This window comes from Brevundimonas sp. NPDC058933 (genome assembly GCF_049315965.1).
Classification (GTDB): Bacteria; Pseudomonadota; Alphaproteobacteria; order Caulobacterales; family Caulobacteraceae; genus Brevundimonas.
In genome coordinates, this window is sequence record NZ_JBMOSL010000002.1 from 428292 (window position 1) to 451822 (window position 23531).

Here is a 23531-nt window from a genome sequence, read left to right on the forward strand (position 1 = left end):
GTGCGACATGCCATCCATTGAACGCAGGCGCAAAGGCGGGTTCGGCAGCGCCCTGGTGCGATTGCTGGGGGTGGTCATCGCCCTGATCGGTTTGACCCTGGCCATCGGCGGCGGCCAGTTGATCATGCTCGGCGGGTCGCCCTACTACCTGATCGTCGGCCTGCTGATGATCCTGTCGGGCGGACTGCTGGCATTGCTTAGAACAGCCGGCGCCTGGCTCTATATCCTCATCTTCATCGGCACGGCGATCTGGGCCGTGTGGGAGGTGGGACTGAACGGCTGGGCCCTGGTGCCGCGCGTGATCGCGCCTCTGGTGCTTCTGGTTCTGGTGGTCCTCTCCTTCCCCGCCCTGAAACGGGAAGGCGGAGGCGGCAAGCTGGCGCTCGGCGGGATCGGCCTGATCGTCGTAATGGGTCTGATCTCGGGCGTCGTGGTGGCCCAGGCCAACAAGGCGCGGGTGGATAGCCCGGTCCCGGCCATGGGGCAGGGCGGGATCGGCGACCCGGCCATGATCAGGACGGGCGCCGACTGGCCGGCCTATGGCGGGGCCGACAGCGCCCAGCGCTATTCGCCGCTGACCCAGATCAACAAGGACAATGTGAAGGGGCTGCAACGCGCCTGGACCTTCCGCACCGGCGACCTGCCGGGCGAGCTCTTCGGGGCCGAGACCACGCCGCTGAAGATCGGCGACACCCTGTATCTCTGCTCGGGTCGCAACCGGCTGTTCGCGCTCGACGCGACCACGGGCAAGCAGAAGTGGACCTATGATCCCCAGGTCGCGGACGACCAGATCCCCTATACCGCCGCCTGCCGGGGGGTGACCTATTTCGCCACGCCCAATGTCGACGCGGCCCAACCCTGCGCCACGCGGATCATCGAAGGCACGCTGGACGGTCGGCTGATCGCTGTGGACGCCCGCACCGGGGTCCCCTGCGCCGGCTTCGGGAGCAATGGCGCGGTCAGCATCAAGGCCGGCATGGGCGATCCCTATCCGGGCATGGTCTCCATCACCTCGGCGCCGGTCATCGTGCGCGGCGTGATCGTCACCGGGCATCAGGTTCTGGACGGACAGAAGCGCTGGAACGCCTCGGGCGTCATCCAGGGCTTTGACGCCGTGACCGGCCAGTTGCGCTTCGCCTGGGACATGATGCGGCCGGACATCACCACCCTACCGCCCGCCGGTCAGACCTATACGCCCGGCACGCCCAACATGTGGACCACGGCGACGGCGGACGAGGCCCTGGGCCTGGTCTTCCTGCCCATGGGCAACTCGGCGGCGGACTATTATTCGGGCCTGCGCCGTCCGGCCGAGAATGAATACTCGACCTCGCTGGTGGCGCTGGACGTCACGACGGGCAAGCCGCGCTGGCATTTCCAGACCGTGCGCAAGGACGTCTGGGACTATGATCTGGGCTCTCAGGCGACCCTGGTGGACATGCCGACGGCGGCGGGCCTGGTCCCGGCCGTGGTCCTGCCGTCCAAGCAGGGCGACCTCTATATTCTGGATCGCCGCACCGGCCAGCCGCTGCACAAGGTCGAAGAGCGCCGCGTGCCGCAGGGCGGAGTCGAGCCCTCGCAACGCAGCCCGACCCAGCCCTTCTCCCTGTTCCACACGCTGAGGAAGCCGGAACTGACCGAGCGTGACATGTGGGGCATGTCGCCGATCGACCAGATGTTCTGCCGCATCCAGTTCCGTCAGGCGGCCTATGAGGGCTACTTCACCCCCCCGACGGCGGACCGGCCCTTCATCCAGTATCCGGGCTATAACGGCGGTTCGGACTGGGGCGGCGTGGCGGTCGATCCGGCGCGCGGCGTGATCGTCGCCAACTACAACGACATGCCCAACCACAACCGTCTGGTGCCGCGCGCCGAGGCCGATCGTCTGGGCTGGTTCCCGCGCGACGACCCCCGTTATATCGAGCGCGAGAAGGAGGCGGCCAACCGCGGCGGCAATCTTTCCAAGTCCAAGGCCGAGGGCGCCGGCGATCCCCAGATCGGCGTACCCTACGCCATCGACGTCAACGCCGGCTGGCGGGTGAAGTTCACGGGTCTGCTGTGCAAGCAGCCCCCCTATGGCGGCATCCGCACCATCGACCTGAAGACCGGTCGCACCCTCTGGGATCGTCCCTTCGGCACGGCGCGCAAGAATGGGCCGTTCGGCATCCCGTCGATGCTGCCGGTCGAGATCGGCACGCCGAACAATGGCGGCGCGGCGGTGACGGCGGGCGGGCTGATCTTCATTGCGGCTGCGACCGATGACCTGATCCGCGCCATCGACATCGAGACGGGCAAGACGGTCTGGTCCGACGTCCTGCCGGCGGGCGGTCAGGCCAATCCGATGATCTATGAGCAGAACGGCCGTCAGTATCTGGTCATCATGGCCGGCGGGCACCACTTCATGGAGACGCCCGAGGGCGACTATGTGATCGCTTATGCGCTCCCCGCAGGGGGCGCATAAGCATTCTTTCTGGGGCCTATCGCGCTTCGCGCTACTTGAGGCCCGTAAAGAATAGTGGAGAGGTCGGGGCTTGGGCTGTGGCCTCTCGTTCCGCGTCATCCCGGAAACGGCGGAGCCGTTATCCGGGACCGCTCAAGACACAGGCGGTGAGTGGGTGGCGGTCCCCGCTCGGCGCGGCTTTCCGCTGGGCCGGGATGACGGAGGGTTACGGCCGGGTCTGGCCCCGGCCGCGCACGACGTACTTGTAGGTGGTCAGCTGCTCGGCGCCGACGGGGCCGCGGGCGTGCAGCTTGGAGGTTGAGATGCCGATCTCGCCGCCGAAGCCGAACTCGCCGCCGTCGGCGAACTGGGTCGAGGCGTTGATCAGGACAATGGCGCTGTCGACGCCATTGGCGAAACGTTCGGCGGCCTCCGCGTCGGTGGTGATGACGGCCTCGGTATGGCCTGAGCCGTAAGCCCGGATGTGCTCGACCGCGCCGTCCACGCCGTCCACGACCCGCACCGACAGGATGGGGGCCAGGTATTCGGTGGTCCAGTCCGCTTCGACGGCTGCGGCGGCCTCGGGGAGGAGGGCGCGGGTCTCGGCGTCGCCACGCAGTTCGCAGCCGGCGGCGATGAGGTCAGCAGCGACGGCGGGCAGCAGGCGCTCGGCGGCGGCGCGATCGACCAGCAGGGTCTCGGTGGCGCCGCAGACCGAGACGCGGCGCATCTTGGCGTTGACGACGACGCGGCGGGCGACGTCGAGGTCGGCGGCGGCGTCCAGATAGGTGTGGCACAGGCCCTCCAGGTGGCCCAGCACCGGGGCCTTGGCCTCGGCCTGAACGCGGGCGACCAGACTCTTGCCGCCGCGCGGGATGATCAGGTCGACGGCGCCGTCGAGACCCGAGAGGATGGCGCCGACCGCCTCGCGATCAGGGATCGGCACCAGCTGGATGGCGTCGGCGGGCAGGCCGGCCTCCGCGACGGCGCGGGCGACCACGGCGGCGATGGCGCGCGAGGATTCCAGACAGTCCGAGCCGCAGCGCAGGATGGCGGCGTTGCCCGAGCGGATGCACAGGGCGGCGGCGTCGGCGGTGACATTGGGCCGGCTCTCAAAGATGACGCCCAGCACGCCGATGGGCGTGCGGACGCGGGCGATGTCCAGACCGTTGGCGGGGGTCCAGCGCGCCATCTCGGCGCCGACGGGATCAGGCTGGGCGGCGATGGTCTCGACGGCCACGGCCATGCCCTCGACGCGGGCGGGGGTCAGGGCCAGACGGTCGATCAGAGCCTCGGTGAGGCCCGAGGCGCGGGCGTTGGTGATGTCGCGGGCGTTGGCCGACAGGATGTCGGCCTCGGCGGCCCGCAGGCCCTGAGCGAGGAGGATCAGGGCGGTGGTGCGGGTGTCCGGCGTGGTGGCGCGAAGGGCGTCGGCGGCAGCGCGGGCGCGGCGGCCCATGTCGAGCATGAGGGCATGGATGTCGGTCATCGGGTTTCCAGCACCAGGTCGTCGCGGTGGATCACGACCGAGGGGCCGCGATAGCCCAACAGGGTCTCGATCTCGTCGGAATGACGGCCCCTGATCAGAGCGATCTCGTCGGCGGGATAGGCGGCCAGGCCGACGCCGACGACGGCGCCGGATGGGTCGAGCAGTCGCAGACTGTCGCCTTTCTCGAACGCGCCGCTGACCGAGGCTATGCCCGAGGGCAGCAGGCTCTTGCCGGATTTCAGGGCGTGAACGGCGCCCTCGTCCAGGGTCAGCGCGCCGCCGGGGGCCATGCTGCCGGCGATCCACTGTTTCCAGGCGGCCAGCGGCGTGGCCGGGGCGGTGATCAGGGTGGCGCGGGCGCCCTCAGCGACGGCCTTCAGCGGATGCGGCGTCAGGCCTGAGGCGATGACGGTGGCGCAGCCAGCCGAGCGCGCGATCTGGGCCGCCGCCAGCTTGGTGGCCATGCCGCCGGCGCCCACCCCGGCCGTCGTGTTCGGCCCTGTGGCCATGCTGAGAATCTCCGGGTCGAGCGTCTCGACCAGAGGCAGGTGGCGAGCCTCGGGATTGCGGCGCGGGTCGGCGGTGTAGAGGCCGTCGACGTCGGACAGCAGGATCAGCAGGTCGGCGCGGGCCAGTTGCGCTGCGCGAGCGGCCAGACGGTCGTTGTCGCCGTAGCGGATTTCCTCGGTGGCGACTGTGTCGTTTTCATTGACCACGGGAACGACGCCGTGGGCCAGCAGGGCCTCGACCGTGGCGCGGGCGTTGAGCCAGCGGCGGCGGCGTTCGGTGTCATCGCGGGTCAGCAAGATCTGGGCGGTGATCAGGCCATGAGGGGCAAGGGCCTCTTCCCAGGCGTGCATCAGCAGGGTCTGGCCGACGGCGGCGGCGGCCTGCTTGTCCTGCAGCCGACCGGGCGCGCTGTTCAGCCGTCCGCGCCCCAGGGCCACGGCGCCGGAGGAGACGACGATGACCTCCCGCCCTTGCTGGCGCAGAGCGGCGATGTCGCCGGCCAGGGAGGCCAGCCAGTCGCGGGCCACGGCGCGCGTCGCGTGATCGATGAGCAGGGAGGAGCCGATCTTGACCACAACGCGACGCGCGTGCGCCAGCGCGGTCGCGGGCGACGTCTCGGCGGCGGGGGAGGGCGCGGCGGGCAGGATCATGACCCTGTCCTAGAGCATCAATCGGTCTGCGGTCACGCCTCGAACAGTCAAAATCATGCGTCAGGGTTCAAAAGAAAACGCCCGGCGGGGTCGAACCTGCCGGGCGTTTGCATTTCTAGCGATGATCCGAGGATCAGACTTCCGGATCGGGGGCCTGATCCCAGCCGCCGGCCAGGGCTTTGAACAGAGCGATCTGGTTGGTGACGACCTGGGCTTCCGAAGCGGCAAGCGCGGCGTCGGCGGCGGCCAGGGCGCGCTCCGACACCAGCAGGGTGAGGAAGTTGTCGGCGCCGGCCTCGAAGCGAAGACGGGACAGACGCACCGCCGTCGCCGCCTGGTCACGGGCATTGAGCAGGGCCGAGCGTCGATCCAGTTCGTTGGCGTAGGCGCTGAGGGCGGTCTCGGTTTCCTGCAAGGCCACAAGCACGGTCTGATCGAACGTGGCCAGGGCGGCGTCGGTCTGGGCCCCCGCCTGCCTGATGCGGGCGCGGGCCACCGCGATGTTGGGGAAGTTCCAGCTGATCAGCGGACCGACGCTGAAGCGGAAGTTGGCGTCGTCGCCCAGATCCGAAGAGTCCAGCGCGGTCGAGCCGAGCGAGCCCCCCAGGCTGATGCTGGGATAGAGGCTGGCGGTGGCCACGTTGACGCGGGCCGCGGCGGCGGCCAGGCGGGCCTCGGCCTGACGCACGTCGGGGCGACGCGCCAGCAGGGCCGCGCCGTCGCCGATCGGGATGGGCTGCGACAGTTGGGGCGGAGCCTGGCAACCGCGCGCCGCTTCGCTGGCCTCGGCCGGCGTGCGGCCGGTAAGGGTGGCGAGGCGGAACAGGGCCCCGTCGCGCTGGGCGCGCAGGGGCGGAAGGGTCGCCCGCGTGGCCTCGAGGGTCGAGGCGGCGCCCGCAACGTCCAGGCCATTGCCGCCGCCGGCGTCCAGCAGTCGGCGGGTCAGGTCCAGCGTGCGGCCCTGCAGTTCGATGGTGCGTTCGGCCACGGCGATCTGGGCGTTGGCCGAGCAGGTGTCGGCATAGGCCCGGGCGGTTTCGGCGGCGACGGTGATGCGCACCACCTCCAGCGCTTCGGCGGCGGCGGCGGCGTCAGCGCGGGCGGCGCGGATCGAGGATTCCACCCGGCCGAAAAGGTCGACCTCATAGGAGACGTCCAGGCCGACGCTGTAGGTGTCGACATCGTCCAGCGTGGCGCCGTTGGCGGTCGGTGCGGTGACCGTCGACGCGCGGCTGCGGTTGAAGGCGGCGTTGGCGTTGGTCGTGGGCAGACGGCCGGCGCGCGCCTCGGACAGCGAGGCCCGCACGGCGCGCAGGTTGGCGGCGGCCGCCTCCAGCTCGTTGTTCTCGGTCAGCGCCTGCTGGATCAGACCGTCGAGCGTGGCGTCGTTATAGAGCCGCCACCAGTCGCCGCGGGCCGCTTCGGTCGAAACCGAAGCGGACTGCGAGCCGATGAAGGCGCCCGACGCCTGAGGGGGAAGGGCGGCGTCGGGCGCCTTCGGCCCGACCGCGCAGGCCGCGAGAAGAAGCGCGGCGCCGGAGGCGGTCAGGAAGGGAAGGGCTTTACGGTTCATCAGGCGTCTCCCAGGCGCGGGTTGGCCGTGGTGGGGGCCGTCGGCGCGGGGTCAGTGGGGTCGTACGGATCATGAGCCGGCGCGCCGTAGGTGGTCGGCAGATCGCGCGGCTTTTCGGGCGCCTTGGGCAGCTTGCCCGAGACCCAGCGCATCATGACGTAGAAGACCGGGGTGAAGATCAGACCGAAGAAGGTCACGCCCAGCATGCCGGAGAAGACCGACGTGCCCAGCGACTGGCGCATTTCGGCGCCGGGGCCGGTCGCCAGCATCAGCGGCACCACGCCGAAGATGAAGGCGAAGGACGTCATCAGGATCGGACGCAGGCGCACCTTGGCGGCGTAAACAGCCGCTTCGAAGCGGTCCATGCCCTCTTCCTCTTCCGCCTGCTTGGCGAATTCGACGATCAGGATGGCGTTCTTGGCCGCAAGCGCGATCAGGACGACGAGTCCGATCTGGACCAGGATGTTGTTGTCCAGACCACGGATGTTCACCCCGATCATGGCCGCCAGCAGACACATGGGGACGATCAGCACCACCGCGAGCGGCAGGGTGAAGGCCTCATACTGCGCCGCCAGCACCAGGAAGACGAAGACCACGGCCATGACGAAGATCATGGAGGCTCCGCCCGACGCCTGCTTCTCCTGCAGGGCCAGTTCGGTCCACTCGAAGCTGAAGCCTTGCGGCAGGGCTTGAGAGGCCAGTTGCTCCATCGTCGCCAGCCCCTGGCCGGACGAGACGCCCGGTGCGGCCTGCCCCTGAAGCTCGGAAGCCGGGAACAGGTTGTAGCGAACGACGCGGGCCGGACCGGAGTCCTCACGCAGGTTGGCGACGGCGCCGATCGGCACCATGGCGCCGGTGGCGGAGCGGGTCTTCAGGTTGGCGATGTCGGCGATGTCGTCCCGCGACGAGGGTTCAGCCTGGGCCGTGACGCGGAAGGTGCGACCCAGCAGGTTGAAGTCGTTGATGTAGGACGAACCCAGATAGACGCCGAGAGTGTCGAACACGGCCGAGGGCTGGACGCCCATCATCAGGGCCTTGTTGCGGTCGACGTCGGCGGCGATGCGGGGCGAACCGGTGTTGTAGGTCGAGAAGACCTGCTGCACCTGGTCCGGCATCTGCGCGGCCCCGCCCATCATGGCGAAGGTGGCGCCTTCCAGCGCGCGGTAGCCCGCGCCGGAACGGTCCTGGATCATCATCTTGAAGCCGTTGCCGTTGCCCAGGCCCTGAACGGCCGGGGGGGCGATGACGAAGATGTTGGCTTCCTCGATGCCGCCGGTGGCGCCGGTGATGGCGCCGGCCAGGGCCGTGGCCGCCTGTTCCTTGGTGCGGTTCTCGAAGGCGTCGAGGCGCACGAAGATGGTCGCGGCGTTCGAACCGAACGAGAAGCTGGAGCCGTCGAGACCGGCGAAGGCCACGGTGCCGTCGACACCCTCGGTCTTCTGGATGATCTCATTGGCGCGCTTCATCACCGCTTCGGTGCGGTCCAGCGAGGCGCCGGCCGGAAGCTGGATGACGCCGATCAGGAAGCCCTGATCCTGTTCCGGAATGAAGCCCGAGGGCGTGTCCATCAGACGCCAGCCGGTAATGGCCAGCAGACCCGCATAGATGATCAGGACGACCATCAGCGAACGCACCAGGCGGGCGGTGAGGCGGCCGTACTTGTCCGACAGCCAGTCGAAGCCCTGGTTGAACTTGTCGCCGGCCCAACGGACATAATAGACGATCGCGCCCCACAGGCCGGGTTTGCGGACATTGGCGTGGTCGACGTGCGGCTTGAGCAGCAGGGCCGCCATGGCCGGAGACAGGGTCAGCGACACCAGCAGCGATATCAGCGCCGCCGAAGCGATGGTGACGGCGAACTGGCGGTAGAAGATGCCGGGGATGCCGGGGACGAAGGCGGTCGGGACGAACACCGCGGTCAGCACCAGGCCGATGGCGATCAGGGCGCCCGAAACCTCCTGCATCGAGCGATAGGCCGCCTCCTTGGGCGTGAGGCCTTGTCGCAGGTATCGCTCGACGTTCTCGACCACGACGATGGCGTCATCGACGACGATGCCGACGGCGAGGACCAGGGCGAACAGCGACAGGGAGTTGATCGAGTAGCCCAGAGCCAGCTGCACCGCGAAGGTGCCGACCAGGGCGACGGGGATGGCGACGATGGGAATGATGGCGGCGCGCCAGGTCTGCAGGAAGACCATGACCACGATGACCACGAGCACGACGGCTTCCAGCAGGGTGTGCTGCACCGCTTCGACCGAGGCGGCGACGAATTCCGTCGGGTTGTAGGGAATGGAGACGGCCATGCCCGCAGGCAGTTCGGCCTTCAGGGCCTCGACCTCGGCCAGGACGCGGTTGGCGGTGCCCAGCGCGTTGGCGCCCGGCTGCTGGACGACGGCGACGCCGACGCCACGCTCTCCGTCGAAGAAGCCGCGGATGCCATAGTCCTGGGCACCCAGTTCGACGCGGGCGACGTCACGGACGCGGGTCACGCGGCCTTGAGCATCGGACTTGATGACGACGTCGGCGAACTGATCCGGGTCGGACAGTCGGCCCTGCACCTGGACCGGCAGCTGGAAGGCGGCGGCGTTGGTGGCGAAGGGAGGCTGGCCGATGGCGCCGGCGGCGGCCTGGACGTTCTGGGCGCGCAGGGCGCCGACGATGTCCGAGCCGGTCAGGCCGCGCTCGGCCGCCTTGGCCGGGTCGATCCAGATGCGCATCGAATAGTTGCCGCCGCCGAACACCTGCACCTGGCCCACGCCGTCGATCCGCAACAGGCGGTCGCGCAGCGTCGAGTTGGCGAAGTTGCCGACGTAGTCGTTATCGAGGCTGCCGTCGGGCGAGGTCAGGCCGACGATCATCAGGAAGCCGCTTTCGGCCTTGTTGACCGTCACGCCGATCTGGCGGACCTGCTCGGGAAGCTTGGGCTCGGCCAGGGCGACGCGGTTCTGCACCAGCACCTGCGCGGAATCGAGATCCGTTCCGGGCTGGAAGGTGACGGTGATGGCCACGGCCCCGTCCGAGGTGGACGAGGACGTGAGGTACAGCATCTTCTCGACGCCGTTGACCTCTTGCTCGATGGGGGCCGCCACGGTTTCGGCCAGGGTCTCGGCCGAGGCGCCGGGGTAGGCCGCGTTGATGGTGATCGTCGGGGGCGCGATCTCCGGATACTGCGAAAGAGGCAGCAGCGGATAGGCGAACAGGCCGATCAGGGTGATGAACACCGATATCACGCCCGCGAAGATGGGGCGGTCGATGAAGAAGCGGGAGATATTCATTTAAGATCAGCCAGCGTTGGCGAAGGAGGCGCTGGAAGCCGGCGCCGCCTGGGTGACCGGGGCGCTGCCCGCCTGGGGCGCGCCCGGAGCGATGGTGCCATTCTTGGGCGCGACCTTCATGCCCGGCATCTGGATGCGTTGACCGCCGGCGATGATGACGCGATCGGTCGGCTTCAGGCCGGAACGGATGACGCGCAGGCCGTCGACCAGAGGTCCGGTCTGAACCGCGCGGGGCTCGGTCGTGCCGTCGGGCTTGACCACGATGACCACCCGACGGGCGGCGTCGGTGGCGATGGCGGCGTCAGGGACAAGCAGGGCCTGATAGGCGCCGGCGCCAGCCAGCTGGGCCTGACCGAACATGCCGGGCTTCAGGAAGCCGTCGCCGTTCTGCACCACGGCCCGCAGACGAATGGTGCCCGAGGCGGCGTCGATCGCGTTATCGGTGAAGTCCAGCGTGCCGACGCGGTCGTAGCCGGTCTCATCCTGCAGGCGGATGCGGATGGGGGCTGCGCCGCCGGTGCGGGCGTCGCGCTGATACTTCAGCGCCAGGGCTTCGGAGCCGTCGAAGACGAAGTAGATCGGCGAGGACGAGACGATGGTCGTCAGCACGTCGCCGGCCGAGGACCCGCCGCCCACCAGGTTGCCCGGATCGACGCGACGGTCGGACACGCGACCCGCGATCGGGGCCGTGACCCGGGTGAACTCGACGTCCAGCTGGCGGGCGCGAATGGCGGCGTTGGCGGCCGAGACTGCGGCCTGGGCCTGGGCCACGGCGCCGCGCTTGGCGTCGACCTCGGCCTGGGACACGGCTTGCGAGGCCAGCAGGCCTTCAGAGCGTGTGAACTCGGTGCGGGCCAGGGTCAGCTGGGCCTGGGCCTGGGCCAGTTGGGCCTGGGCGGTGCCGAGCGCGGCCTGGGCCGGTCGGGCGTCCAGCGTGAAGAGCAGCTGGCCCTGACGCACGAAGTCGCCGTCCTTGAAGTGGACCGCCTGGATGTAGCCGCCGACACGCGCACGCACGTCGACCGAACGGGTGGCTTCGAAGCGGCCCGTAACTTCATCCCAGTCCACGACCTGGCGGGCCAGCGGCGTGGCCACCGTCACAGGAGGGGCCTGGGGGGCGGGGGCTTCGCCTCCCTTGGAACAGCCGTAGAGGGCGGCCGTCATCAGAACGGACGCGACCGCGATCTTAACCGTGCGCATCGGCGCATTCTCCTGTGGGAGGGATTTCATACATTAACAGACCGGCGCTCTTCGGGGGAGGACGCACCAGTCAACGTTCGGTGACTTAATGATGATCGCGGTTCCGCTTGTCAACGCCTGATGACAAAGCCATATAGGGTTTAAGGTTTATAGGAGTGTGACCCTTTGGTCCTTTGCGACGCCCCCCGACCGCGTAACGCCAACGCGACCCGCCAGGCCATTCTGGAGGCGGCGCGGGAGCGGTTCTGCTCGGACAGTTATGACGATGTCGGCATGCGCGACGTGGCGCGCGACGTCGGCGTGGATGCGGCCCTGATCAGTCGCTACTTCGGCTCAAAGGAAGACCTGTTCGTCGCCGTTCTGGACAGTTGCAAGAACGGCCGGGACCTGATGGACGGCGCGCGCGAGGATTTCGGCGAGCGTCTGGCCCGCGAAATCATCTATGGCGAGGTCATGCCGTGTCAGGACGACGGCCAGAACGAGGGAGCCGGCGCCAAGATGCGCGGTCTGCTGATCCTGTTGCGCTCGGTCGGCTCGGCCAAGGCGATGGACGTGATGCAGCGCACCTCCAACAATCGCTTCTTTGACCCGTTGGCGGCCTGGATCGGCGGTGCGGACGCCCCCGTGCGGGCGCGTCTGGCGGCGGGCCTGATCATGGGCATGGCGATCGGACGCGAGCTGTCGGACGGCTATTCTTCGCTGGATGAGGTGCAGAAGGCGGAGTTGGCGCGGCGCATGGCCGGGGCGCTACAGGGCCTGATCGACAGCTGATTGCAAAAAGGGCGGACCGCGAGGCCCGCCCTTTCTATTTTATATCCATGCGCGGGCGCTGGAGCCTAGGCCCAGTGCATAGGCACGTGGCGGGCGGCGGCCCAGTGGATGGCGCGGATGGCGTCGACGATGGCGCGCGTGGCCTCCGCCGTGCCCAGAGCCCCGCCCAGATCGGCGGTGACGGCGCCGGAGGCCTGGACGGCGGCGACGGCGGCCTCGATCGAATCCGCCTCGTCTTCCAGTTCGAAGCTGTGACGCAGCATCATGGCCGCCGACAGGACCATGCCGATGGGGTTGGCCAGGTCCTTGCCGGCGATGTCGGGGGCCGAGCCGTGGATCGGCTCGAACAGGCCGGGGCCGCTGCTGCCCAGTGAGGCCGAGGGCAGCAGGCCGATGGACCCGCCCAGCACCGAGATCTCGTCCGACAGGATGTCGCCGAACATGTTCTCGGTCAGGATGACGTCGTATTCGCGCGGCTTCCTGATCAGGTGCATGGCCATGGAGTCGACCAGGGCGTGCTCCAGGGTGATCTGCGGATATTCCTCGGCGTGGATGCGGGTCACGACCTCGCGCCACAGGCGGCTGGTCTCCATGACATTGGCCTTGTCGACCGAGGTGACCTTGCCGCGACGCTGGCCGGCGGCCTGGAAGGCGGCGCGGGCGACGCGTTCGATCTCCTCGACCGTATAGACGCACAGGTCCGAGGCGCTGGTTTCGGTGCGGGTCTTCTCGCCGAAATAGACGCCGCTGGTCAGCTCGCGGAAGACGATCAGATCGACGCCCTCGACGATCTCCTTCTTCAGCGGCGACAGGTGGGCCAGGACCGGCGAGACCTGCAGGGGCCGCAGGTTGGCGTACAGGCCCATGGCCTTGCGGATGGCCAGCAGACCCTGTTCGGGGCGGACGGGCGCGCCGTCCCATTTGGGTCCGCCGACCGCGCCCAGCAGGACGGCGTCGGAGGCCAGGCAAGCGGTTTTCGTTTCCTCGGGCAGGGCTTCGCCGGTCGCGTCGATGGCGGCGCCGCCGATCAGGTGCTCGGCGAACTCGAAGCGATGGCCGTAGATGTCGCCGATGCAGGTCAGGACGCGCTCGGCGGCCAGAGCGACCTCCGGGCCGACGCCGTCGCCGGGCAGGACCACGATGTTGAACGTGCGAGTGTGGGGCATCAGATGGTCTCCGGTTCACGGAAGCGTTCGTAGGTCTGGATGTAGGGCAGTCTGGCTTGCAGCCAGCCGAGCGTATCGACGCCGTCGAGCAGGCACTGGCGGGCGAAGGCCTCGACCTTGAACGGGACGGGGGCGACATTGCCGCGACGGATCTCGCCGGCTTCCAGGTCGATGGTGACGGCCTGTTCCGGGTGGGCGGCCAGATCGTCCCAGGTCGCCTGATCGACGACGATGGGCAGGAAGCCGTTCTTCAGGGCATTGGAGGTGAAGATGTCGGCGATCTCGGTCGAGATCACCGCCCGGAAGCCATAGTCCAGAAGGGCCCAGGGGGCGTGCTCGCGCGACGAGCCGCAGGCGAAATTGGGACCGGCCAGCAGGATGCGCTGCTCGGTCGGATCGATGCGGTTCAGCACCGCCTCGGGCTTGGGCGACCCGTCCGCCTCATAGCGCCAGTCGTGGAAGGCGTGGGCGCCCAGACCCTCGCGCGACGTGGTGGTCAGGAAGCGGGCCGGGATGATCTGGTCGGTGTCGATATTGGCCTGGCTCAGGGTCAGGGTCTTCGACGTCAGGGTTTTGAATGGTTCAGACATGAGCGGCGGCCTCCGACAGGAAAGCACGCGGGTCGGTCAGAACGCCGGTCACGGCGCTGGCCGCAGCGGTGGCGGGGCTGGCCAGGATGGTGCGAGCGCCCTTGCCCTGACGGCCTTCGAAATTGCGGTTGGAGGTCGAGACCGCCAACTGGCCGGGGGCGACGAAATCGCCATTCATGGCGATGCACATGGAGCAGCCGGGGATGCGCCATTCGGCGCCGGCGGCGATGAAGACCTTATCCAGGCCTTCGTCTTCAGCGTCGCGACGCACGGCCTCGGAGCCGGGGACGACCAGCATGCGAACGCCCGGCTGGACCTTGCGGCCGCGCAGGATGTCGGCGGCGGCGCGCAGGTCGGGCAGGCGTCCGTTGGTGCAACTGCCGATGAAGACCACGTCGACCTTGTGGCCGGTCGTCGCCTCGCCGGCGGTGAAGCCCATGTAGTCCAGGGCCTTCTGGTCAGACGCCGAGCGCGGCTGGGGCGCCGGGGCGCCGACGGGGGCGCCGGCGTCGGGGGTGGTGCCCCAGGTGGCCATGGGACGGATGGCGGCGCCGTCCAGCCTTACCTCCTGATCGAAGGTCGCGCCGGGATCGGAGGCCAAAGTCAGCCAGTCGGCGGCGGCGGCCTCGAAGTCGGCGGGGACGTGACGACGGCCGCGCAGCCAGTCGATAGTGGTCTGGTCGGGGGCGATCATGCCGGCCCGCGCGCCCGCCTCGATGGACATGTTGCACAGGGTCATGCGCCCTTCCATGTCCAGGGCGCGCACGGCTTCGCCGGCGTATTCTATGACGTAGCCGGTGCCGCCGCCGAAGCCGATGGCGGCGATGACGGCCAGGGCCATGTCCTTGCCCGAGACGCCGGGACGCAAGGCCCCGTCGACCGTCACGCGCATGGCCTTGGCGCGGCGCTGCAACAGGCACTGGGTGGCCAGGACGTGGCCGACCTCCGACGTGCCGATGCCGAACGCCAGGGCTCCGAAGGCGCCGTGGGTGGCGGTATGGCTGTCGCCGCAGACCACGGTCATGCCCGGCTGGGTCAGGCCCAGCTCAGGCCCCATGACGTGAACCACGCCGCGCTGATCCGAGTCCCAACCGGCCAGTTCGACGCCGTGACGGGCGCAGTTGGCCTCCAGCGTCTCGACCTGGTTCCTGGCGGCGGCGGTGAAGTAGGGGCGCTGGCCGTCCGCGCCGGCGGGCAGGGTCGGGGTCGAGTGGTCCAGGGTGGCGAAGGTGCGGTCGGGGCGGCGGACTTTCAGGCCGCGCGCCTCGATTTCGGAGAAGGCTTGGGGCGAGGTGACTTCGTGGACCAGATGCAGATCTACATACATCACCCCCGGCGTCTCGGCCGTTTCCGGCACGACGACGTGCCGGTCCCAGACCTTTTCGTACAGGGTGCGGGCGCTCATCGGCCATCCTCCCCTGCGAAGCGGGGGAGGGGGACCATGCGCAGCATGGTGGTGGGGGCGAAGGCCGAGCGCGACGGACGGGGCTCGCCCCCTCCACCGCCTGCGGCGGTCCCCCTCCCCCGTCGCGAGGCGACAGGGGAGGATTGATCATGCCAGCTCATGCACGCGCTCCTTGGGAGAGGCGGCGGAGGAAGCCTCGCCGATGGGCTCCAGCCAGCCGAAGCGGTCGGGGGTGGTGCCGTCGAACAGGCCGCGGAAGGCCTTGTTGACCGCCTTGGTGATCGGGCCGGGACCGTTGGCGCGGGTGGGGATGCCGTCGATGGAGCGGACGGGGGTGATTTCGGCGGCGGTGCCAGTCATGAAGACCTCGTCGGCGACATAGAGGGTCTCGCGCGGCAGGATCTGCTCTCTAGCCTCATAGCCTAGGCCGCGCGCCAGTTTCATGACGCTGTCGCGAGTGATGCCTTGCAGGATGGAGGCGGCGGCGGGCGGGGTCATCAGCACGCCGTCCTTGATCACGAACAGGTTCTCGCCGGCCCCTTCGGACAGCAGGCCGTCGGCGCCTAGGGCGATGCCTTCGCCGAAGCCGCGCACACGGGCTTCGCGGCCGATCAGATAACCGGACAGGTAGTTGCCGCCGGCCTTGGCCCCGGCCGGGATGGTGTTCGGCGCGACGCGGTTCCAGCTGGAGATACAGGCGTCGACCCCCTTCTCCAGGGCTTCCTCGCCCAGATAGGCGCCCCAGGGGAAGGCCGAGATCATGACGTCGGTGCGGATGGTCTCAGGCGAGGGGGACACGCCCATGCCGCACTCGCCCAGGAAGGCCAGGGGCCGAAGATAGGCCGAACGCAGGCCCTCGGAACGGACCACGTCCTTGCAGGCCTGGACCAGCTCGTCCTCGGTGAAGGGCAGGGGGAAGTGATAGATGCGCGCGCTGTCGAACAGGCGGCGGATGTGGTCGGTCAGACGGAAGCCGCACGGGCCGTTCGGGGTGTCATAGACGCGGATGCCTTCGAACACCGAGGTGCCGTAGTGCAGGGCGTGGCTCATGACGTGGATCCTGGCGTCGGCCCAGGGCGTCAGGTCGCCGTTGATCCAGATATTCTTAGCCAGCGGCTGCATAGGTCTTGTCCATGTATGCGGAGGCGCCGTCGGCCACGGTCTGGGCTGTCACAGCCGCGATGATGGCGGTCAGCTCCGCGTCATTGATTTCGCCGATCTGGTCGGCGCGATGTTTGAAGCCGGCGAAGACGTCGGCCAGGCGCTGGCCTTCCAGCACATGACCCAGGGCCTCAGCCCGCTTGCCGACCGCGTGGCGGCCGGAATGCTTGCCCAGCACGAAGTAGCTGCCCTCGAAACCGACGTCCTCGGGACGCATGATCTCGTAGGTGCGGGCGTCGGCCATCATGCCGTGCTGGTGGATCCCGGCCTCGTGGGCGAAGGCGTTCAGGCCGACGATGGCCTTGTTGCGGGCGATGACCGTCTCGGTCACCTCGCGCAGGGTTTCCGACGCGCGCACCAGATGACGGCTCTCGGCGCCGACGGTCACGCCATAGCGGTCCGCGCGGGTGCGCAGGGCCATGATGGTCTCTTCGATCGAGGCGTTGCCGGCCCGTTCGCCGATGCCGTTGATCGCGCCCTCGATCTGACGCGCGCCGCCCTCGACGGCGGCCAGGGAGTTGGCGACGGCCAGACCCAGGTCGTTGTGAGCGTGCGACGAGAAGATCACGTCCGCGTGACGCGGGCGGATGATCCCGTCCAGCCAGGCGAAGCGCGCGCGCACTTCTTCGGGCGTGGCGTAGCCGACGGTGTCGGGCACGTTCAGCGTCTGGGCGCCCGCGTCGGCGGCGGCCATCAGGGCTTCGGCCAGAAACTCGGGCTCGGTGCGGAAAGCGTCCTCGGCCGAGAACTCGACGTCGTCGAACATCGAGGCGGCGTATTCCACCGTACGCGAGATGGTGGCCAGCACCTCGTTCGTGCTCATCCGCAGCTTGGCCGAGCGATGGATCGGGCTGGTGGCGAGGAAGACGTGGCAGCGGCGATGCGATTTCGGCGCAGGCGACAGACCCCGGAACGAGGCGTCGATGTCCTTCTCGTTGGCGCGCGACAGCGAGGCGAAGACGGGACCCTCGATCTCGCCGCAGACGCGTCGGATGCATTCCTCGTCGCCCGGCGAGGCGGCGGCGAAGCCGGCCTCGATTACGTCCACGCCCAGGTCGCGCAGGACATGGGCCATCTTCAGCTTGGACTCGGCCGACATGGAGAAGCCGGGGGCCTGTTCGCCGTCGCGCAGGGTGGTGTCGAAGATGATGACGCGGTTGGGATCCGACGCCGTAATCTCGGCGGTTCTGGATACTCGTTCTACTCGGGACATTTTACGCGGCCTCGGACTGGTAGGCGGGGGCGCCGATGCGGGCGACGCCGAACAGGCGGTCGATCTGGCAACCCAGGTTGTCGATGGAGCGCGCGGCGTCGCGGCCGCGCACGGTCAGGGCGATGCGGCGCGACGGGCCTTCATCCGCCATGCTCATGCCGTCGATGTGGAAGCCGCGGCGTTCCACCAGGCCGATGAGACGCTGAAGCGAGCCGTCGGCCCGGTCGATCTGGATGTGAATGGTGTCGCTCATGGTCATGCGCCTTCCATCATTTCAGCGTTGCTCTTGCCTGGCGGAACCAGAGGCCAGACGTTCTCTTTGGGGTTGATGACGACGTGGGCCAGGCAGGGGCCGTCGGCGGCCAGCAGGCGAGCGATGCCGTCTTCCACCTGATCGCGACGGTCGATGCGGAAGGCCTCGATGCCGAAGGCCTCGGCCACCTTCACGAAGTCCGGGTTGTCGGACAGATCGACCTCGGAATAGTTCTCCTCGAAGAACAGCTCCTGCCACTGACGCACCAGGCCCAGCGAGGAATTGTCCAGCAGGACGATCTTCAGCGCGACGCCGTAGCGTTTCAGCGTCGCCAGCTCCTGGATGTTCATCATGAAGCCGCCGTCGCCGGCGATGGTGACGACCGTGGCCGAAGGATCGGCCAGCTTGGCGCCCAGGCCGGCGGGCAGGCCGAAGCCCATGGCGCCCAGACCGCCCGAGGTGATGTGGGCTTCCGGCCTGGAGAAGCGGCAGTGCTGGGCGGCCCACATCTGGTGCTGGCCGACGTCGCAGGCGGCGACGAAGCGGTCGCCGGCGGCCTCGGACAACTGCTTCAGCAGGGCGGGCGCATAGACGCCTTCGCCCGGGGCGTCATAGCGGGCGGCGTGATGGGCGGCTGCGGAGGCGCAACGGATGACCCAGGGGTCGATGGTCAGAGGCGCGGTCGCCATGCGGGCGGTCAGGGCCTCGACTCCCGGCTTCAGCTCGCCGGCGACCGCGACATGGGTCGCGCGCAGCTTGCCGATCTCGGAGGCGTCGATGTCGAAATGGACGACCCGGGCGTGGGGCGCGAACTCGGCCAGCTTGCCGGTGGCGCGGTCGTCGAAGCGAGCGCCCAGGACGATCAGCAGGTCGGACGACTGGACCGCCTCGTTGGCGGCGCGCGTGCCGTGCATGCCCAGCATCCCCAGATAGCCGGGAGCGTCGGTGGCGATGGTGCCCAGGGCGTTCAGGGTCGCGACGGCCGGGATGCCGGTGGCCTCGGCGAAGGCGCGGACGGCCTCGGTCGCCTTGGCGATCTTGACCCCGCCGCCGATGTAGATCAGCGGGCGCTCGGCGGCGCGGATGAAGCGTTCGGCCTCGGCGATCGCGTCGTGGTTCAGCGGGATCGTTTCATTGGGGAGGTTGAAGCCGAACGGGGCGACGGCGGTGGCGAACTGGACGTCCTTGGGCAGGTCGATCAGGACAGGGCCAGGACGACCCGAGGCGGCGATGTGGAAGGCCTGTTCGACGGCGGCCGGGATCTCCGAGGCGTCGCGCACCAATATAGAGTGTTTCACGATGGGCAGGGTGACGCCCAGGATGTCGATCTCCTGAAAGGCGTCGGTGCCCATGACGCCCTGCGGGACGTTGCCGGTGATGCAGACCATCGGCACCGAATCCATCATGGCGTTGGCGATTCCGGTGATCAGATTGGTGGCGCCCGGGCCGGAGGTGGCCATGCAGACCCCGACCTTGCCCGAGGCGCGGGCATAGGCGTCGGCGGCGAAGGCCGCGCCCTGTTCGTGACGGACCAGGATGTGCTTCAGGCCCGTGCCGGTCAGGGCGTCATAGATGGGCATGATGGCGCCGCCAGGATAGCCGAAGACCACCTCCACGCCCATCCGCTCCAGGCTGGAGACGAGCAGGCGCGCGCCGGTGGCCGTGTCGTTCACGGTCGCCGGGGCGGAGGCGGTTTTCAGGGCGGGCGCGGCGGCGCTCATCGGGTCAGTCTCTCTTTAATATGCAGGCGGGTCAGGCGGCTTCAGACTTGGCGGTCTGCAGCCAGGCCATGCGCTCGCGCAGGCGCGCGCCGGTCTGTTCGATCTGGGATTCGCCGTCGGCCTTCAGCCAGGCGGCGTACTGCGGCTTGCCGGCCTCATTCTCGGCGATCCAGTTCCTGGCGAAGGTTCCGTCCTGAATCTCGGTCAGGATCGTCTTCATGCGGGCGCGGGTCTCGTCATTGATGACGCGCGGGCCCGAGGCGACGGCGCCCCACTTGGCCGTTTCCGAGATGAAGTGGTGCATCTTGGAGATGCCGCCCTCGTAGAACAGGTCCACGATCAGCTTCAGCTCATGCAGGCATTCGAAGTAGGCGATCTCGGGCTGATAACCGGCCTCGACCAGGGTGTTGAAGCCCGAGATGACCAGCTCCTTGGCGCCGCCGCACAGGACCGCCTGTTCGCCGAACAGATCCGTCTCGGTCTCCTCGCGGAAGCTGGTTTCCAGCAGGCCCCCGGTCGCGCCGCCGATGCCCTTGGCGTAGCCCATGGCGCGGTCGCGCGCCTTGCCCGTCGCGTCCTTCTCGATGGCGAACAGCGAGGGCACGCCCCGACCACGCGCGAACTCGCGACGGACCAGATCGCCCGGACCCTTGGGGGCGACCAGGATGACGTCCATGTCGTCGCGCGGGGTGATGCGGTCGTAGATGATCGAGAAGCCGTGGGCGAACAGCAGGGCGGCGCCCGGCTTGGCGTTCGGCTCGATGATGTCGCGATAGACCTCGTTCTGGATCATGTCCGGGGTCAGGATGGCGATGATGTCGGCGCCGCGAACGGCCTCGGCCGGCTCGGCGGTGGGGACGCCGTCGGCCGCAGCATGCTTCCAGCCCGTGCCGCCCTGGCGCACGCCGACGATGACGTCATGGCCCGAGTCCTTCAGGTTCTGGGCGTGGGCGCGACCCTGCGAGCCATAGCCGATGACGGCGATGCGCTGGCCGGCGATGGCGCCCGGCTTGATGTCGTCGTTGGTGTAGATGGTGATGGCCATGGTTCAGGCGTCCTCAGAAATGGGGGCGTTGGAATAGGTCGCAGGCGTTTGGGCCGGCGGCGGATTGGGGATGGTCACGGCCCCTTGCGAGGCGGAGGCGACGGCGGCGCGGTATTTCGCGAAAACGCCTTGCGCCGGACGGACCCGGTTGGGGGCGAAGTCCGCCCGGCGCGCCTCCAGATCGACGAGCACGTCGATCCTTCGGTTGGTGACGTCGATGACGATCGGATCGCCATCGCGAATGAGGGCGATCGGGCCGCCCGCCGCCGCTTCGGGCGAGACGTGGCCGGCGACGAAGCCGTAGGAGGCGCCCGAGAAGCGACCGTCGGTCAGCAGGGCGACGTTCTCGATCTTGCGGCCCTTCAGGGCGGCGGTGACCTGCAGCATTTCGCGCATGCCGGGACCGCCCTTGGGGCCTTCGTAGCGGATGATGATGACGTCGCCTTCGCCGACCGAGCCGTCCTGAACCGCGTGGAAGGCGTCTTCCTCGCAGTCGAAGACGGCGGCGGGGCCTTCGAAGCGGTCGACCTTGTGGCCGGTCAGCTTGATGACCGCGCCCTCAGGGGCCACGTCGCCATAGATGACGGCGTAGGAGCCGCGCGCCATGACGGGGGCGTCCATGCTGGTCACGACCTGCTGGCCCGGCGTCTCCTCGGCCTCGGCGGCCTCGGCGAACAGGCTGCGGCCGGTGACGGTCGGGGCGTTGATGATCTTGCCGGCTTCTGCCAGCCGTTGGGCGACCAGACGCGTGCCGCCGGCGGCGAACAGGTGCGAGGCCAGGAAGCGGCCGCCGGGCTTCAGGTCGCAGATGACCGGAGCCTCGACGCAGGCTTGGTGGCAGTCCTCGATGCCGAAGTCGACGCCGGCCTCGGCGGCGATGGCGGTCAGGTGCATGACGGCGTTGGTCGATCCGCCCGAGGCCGAGACCGCGACGGCGGCGTTCTTCAGGCTGGCGCGGGTGATGTATTTGCGGGCGGTGTCGCCAGCGAAGACGCGCTCGACGATCAGGCGACCGCAGCGTTCGCCTTCCGCGCCCTTGCCGGGATCGACGGCGGGGACGTCGTTGGCGCCCATGGGCGAGATGCCCATGATCGACAGGGCCATGGCCATGGTGTTGGCCGTGAACTGCCCGCCGCAGGCGCCGGCGCCGGGACAGACCGCGCTCTCGACCGCCTTCAGGCCTTCGTCGGACAGGGCGCCGGCGCCGTGGGCGCCGATGGCCTCGAACACCTCCTGGACCGAGACCTCCTTCTCGCCGATCCGGCCGGGCAGGATGGTGCCGCCGTAATAGACCAGGCCGGGGATATCCATCCGGGCCAGAGCCATGGCCGCCGCCGGTATGGTCTTGTCGCAGCCGACGATGCAGATGACGCCGTCCAGCTGATGCCCCTCGACCGCCAACTCGATGGAGTCGGCGACGACCTCGCGGCTGATCAGCGAGGCCTTCATCCCCTGGGTGCCCATGGAGATGCCGTCAGTAACGACGATGGTGTTGAAGTCGACGGGATAGCCGCCCGCCCCGATGATCCCGGCGCGCACGTCCCTGGCCAGACGGTCCAGGTGCATGTTGCAGGGGGTGACCGTCGACCAGGTGTTGACGATGGCGATCATCGGCTTGTCGAAATCGGCGTCCTGCATGCCCGCCGCGCGCAGATAGGAGCGCGCCGCAGCCCGGGTCGGGCCCCGGGTGACGGCGGAACTGCGCGCGTTGGGTTGTTTTTTGCTGTCGGACGAGTTGGTCATCGGATTTTTGGAAGGTTCTACCTATTGAGTCTGTGTCAGGCACATGAAAAACCCCGCTGCCGGGAGGGAGCGGGGTGAAGCGGGCGATTTGACTGGGTTAGGTCAGGTCGCAGGCATCCACACCGCTCGGCTAAGCGGAATGAGCGATACGAGAAGAAGGAGGGCGCCCAGCAACAGCATGCGCAGGTCCGCAGCCGCTTTGGCGGGGCTTTGGATCGCAGCAATGACGGTGCGGTGGGGCAAGGGGAAACCTTTCAACTGGCCGCTCTTATGACCTTGTCCATGCTGCGACGCAACCCGCGAAGCCGAGAAAATGGAATAAAAATGCGTAACGACGCGCTTTGTACACCCATCTGCAACGTAATGGGCGCATTGTGGTTGGCGGCGACAAGATTTTGCCGCGCCCGATGCGTGGAGCGGCATCCTTGGTCAGGCTCGCCCTCAGTCGCATCGAGGTAGGTTTGCGCGAGCGGTCGAACCCGTCGCCTGCAAGAATGGCCGCTCAGCAACTGGCGTCGACCTTGGTCCCTGCGGCCGCCGCAAGAAGGATTGCCCGGCTCTCGTCCGGGTTCGTCGAGATAGTTCATCGTTCTGTCGTTTATGGCTTGTCGTTCCGGAGGACCCTCCGTATATCCGCCCCTCGCTCGGAGACGGGCGGGCCTTACCGGCTTCGAGAGCGCGTCTTTCGAGGTCTGGAGGCAGGGATGAAAAACTCCTTGCATTCTCCTCTGGGGCCGACTAGTCTCCGCGCTTCGATCGAATCGCTGATTTGCTTGCGCGGAACGCTTCTTCGCTTTCCGGGTGGATTTTTGCGGCTTTGAAAGTTTCGACTTTTGAACTGCGGAAGTTTGGTTTGTATCGGTTGACATGGGGTTTGGCTTTCCTTAGAAGGCCGCCTCCTCTGGGGTCTTCGGGCTTTGGGGAGTGTTGAGAAAGTTCTTTAAAAAGAACTGGTTGACACGGAAAATCAGGGGCGGTAGACACCGCCTCCGCCGCATCCGGGCGTTAAACGGTGGGCCGGTCTGGATCGGTTCGGGTCTTTGAAATCGTTGATCTGGAAAGAGAAACGCAGGCGGCGGTGTCCTAGCGAGACTGTTCTTCGGAACAGTTTAGTCGACACTGACAATCTGCGGTCTTTTTGAAAAGACATACCATGTAACCGATCTTCGGATTGGTGACGTGGGATCTCGTCAATAAAATACGTAGAACTAATGCCAAGCGGTCTTCGGATCGCGATGCTTAGGTCAATGGTCAACTCAACCTGAGAGTTTGATCCTGGCTCAGAGCGAACGCTGGCGGCAGGCCTAACACATGCAAGTCGAACGGACC

The 23531-nt window shown here is 68.1% G+C and carries 16 protein-coding genes and 1 rRNA gene; 3 read left to right on the plus strand and 14 right to left on the minus strand.

Annotated features, from left to right (window positions below; translation table 11 throughout):
• Window positions 1-7: 7 nt before the first annotated feature.
• The gene (locus tag ACOZBP_RS08040; RefSeq protein WP_422675882.1) at window positions 8-2458 is read left to right on the plus strand and encodes a membrane-bound PQQ-dependent dehydrogenase, glucose/quinate/shikimate family; all 2451 of its coding nucleotides are present in this window, start codon (window positions 8-10) and stop codon (window positions 2456-2458) included.
• A gap of 205 nt (window positions 2459-2663) precedes the next feature.
• On the opposite strand, the gene ACOZBP_RS08045 is transcribed toward ACOZBP_RS08040, so the two are convergent.
• From ACOZBP_RS08045 to ACOZBP_RS08065, 5 genes are all read right to left on the minus strand, one after another.
• Window positions 2664-3926, minus strand: coding sequence for a glutamate-5-semialdehyde dehydrogenase (locus ACOZBP_RS08045; protein WP_422675883.1), 1263 nt, complete (start codon window positions 3924-3926; stop codon window positions 2664-2666).
• Complete coding sequence (gene proB / locus ACOZBP_RS08050; protein WP_422675884.1) at window positions 3923-5086, minus strand: glutamate 5-kinase; 1164 nt, start codon at window positions 5084-5086, stop codon at window positions 3923-3925. The genes ACOZBP_RS08045 and proB overlap by 4 nt, the downstream gene beginning before the upstream one ends.
• Window positions 5087-5219: 133 nt before the next feature.
• On the minus strand, window positions 5220-6659 hold the full coding sequence (locus ACOZBP_RS08055; RefSeq protein WP_422675885.1) for an efflux transporter outer membrane subunit: 1440 nt from the start codon (window positions 6657-6659) through the stop codon (window positions 5220-5222).
• Window positions 6659-9934 carry an efflux RND transporter permease subunit gene (locus ACOZBP_RS08060; RefSeq protein ID WP_422675886.1) on the minus strand — a complete coding sequence of 1092 codons (3276 nt, stop codon included), beginning with the start codon at window positions 9932-9934 and terminating at the stop codon, window positions 6659-6661. The genes ACOZBP_RS08055 and ACOZBP_RS08060 overlap by 1 nt, the downstream gene beginning before the upstream one ends.
• A gap of 6 nt (window positions 9935-9940) precedes the next feature.
• On the minus strand, window positions 9941-11134 hold the full coding sequence (locus ACOZBP_RS08065; RefSeq protein ID WP_422675887.1) for an efflux RND transporter periplasmic adaptor subunit: 1194 nt from the start codon (window positions 11132-11134) through the stop codon (window positions 9941-9943).
• Between the two features lie 165 nt (window positions 11135-11299).
• Between ACOZBP_RS08065 and ACOZBP_RS08070 the strand changes: the two genes are divergently transcribed.
• Window positions 11300-11905, plus strand: coding sequence for a TetR/AcrR family transcriptional regulator (locus ACOZBP_RS08070; RefSeq protein ID WP_422675888.1), 606 nt, complete (start codon window positions 11300-11302; stop codon window positions 11903-11905).
• 65 nt (window positions 11906-11970) lie between these two features.
• Here the strand turns inward: ACOZBP_RS08070 and leuB are convergent, their stop codons facing one another.
• The 9 genes from leuB to ACOZBP_RS08115 all read right to left on the minus strand — a co-directional run bounded on the left by leuB (window position 11971) and on the right by ACOZBP_RS08115 (window position 22202).
• Window positions 11971-13071, minus strand: coding sequence for a 3-isopropylmalate dehydrogenase (leuB, locus tag ACOZBP_RS08075; RefSeq protein ID WP_422675889.1), 1101 nt, complete (start codon window positions 13069-13071; stop codon window positions 11971-11973).
• Window positions 13071-13661, minus strand: coding sequence for a 3-isopropylmalate dehydratase small subunit (leuD, locus tag ACOZBP_RS08080; protein ID WP_422675890.1), 591 nt, complete (start codon window positions 13659-13661; stop codon window positions 13071-13073). The genes leuB and leuD overlap by 1 nt, the downstream gene beginning before the upstream one ends.
• A complete protein-coding gene (gene leuC / locus ACOZBP_RS08085) occupies window positions 13654-15066 on the minus strand; it encodes a 3-isopropylmalate dehydratase large subunit (protein ID WP_422675891.1) in 1413 nt (470 codons plus the stop codon). Before leuC ends, leuD begins: the two co-directional genes overlap by 8 nt.
• A gap of 147 nt (window positions 15067-15213) precedes the next feature.
• A complete protein-coding gene (locus ACOZBP_RS08090; protein ID WP_422675892.1) occupies window positions 15214-16188 on the minus strand; it encodes a branched-chain amino acid transaminase in 975 nt (324 codons plus the stop codon).
• The gene (locus ACOZBP_RS08095; RefSeq protein WP_422675893.1) at window positions 16172-17440 is read right to left on the minus strand and encodes a 2-isopropylmalate synthase; all 1269 of its coding nucleotides are present in this window, start codon (window positions 17438-17440) and stop codon (window positions 16172-16174) included. The genes ACOZBP_RS08090 and ACOZBP_RS08095 overlap by 17 nt, the downstream gene beginning before the upstream one ends.
• 1 nt (window position 17441) lies before the next feature.
• Window positions 17442-17693: an ACT domain-containing protein gene (locus ACOZBP_RS08100; protein WP_422675894.1), complete on the minus strand. Its 252-nt coding sequence runs from the start codon at window positions 17691-17693 to the stop codon at window positions 17442-17444.
• Window positions 17694-17695: 2 nt separating this feature from the next.
• On the minus strand, window positions 17696-19414 hold the full coding sequence (gene ilvG, locus ACOZBP_RS08105; protein WP_422675895.1) for an acetolactate synthase 2 catalytic subunit: 1719 nt from the start codon (window positions 19412-19414) through the stop codon (window positions 17696-17698).
• Window positions 19415-19445: 31 nt separating this feature from the next.
• A complete protein-coding gene (gene ilvC / locus ACOZBP_RS08110) occupies window positions 19446-20459 on the minus strand; it encodes a ketol-acid reductoisomerase (RefSeq protein ID WP_422675896.1) in 1014 nt (337 codons plus the stop codon).
• A gap of 3 nt (window positions 20460-20462) precedes the next feature.
• A complete protein-coding gene (locus ACOZBP_RS08115; RefSeq protein WP_422675897.1) occupies window positions 20463-22202 on the minus strand; it encodes a dihydroxy-acid dehydratase in 1740 nt (579 codons plus the stop codon).
• 1257 nt (window positions 22203-23459) lie between these two features.
• Between ACOZBP_RS08115 and ACOZBP_RS08120 the strand changes: the two genes are divergently transcribed.
• Window positions 23460-23531: ribosomal RNA gene (locus ACOZBP_RS08120) — 16S ribosomal RNA — on the plus strand; the annotation flags it as partial.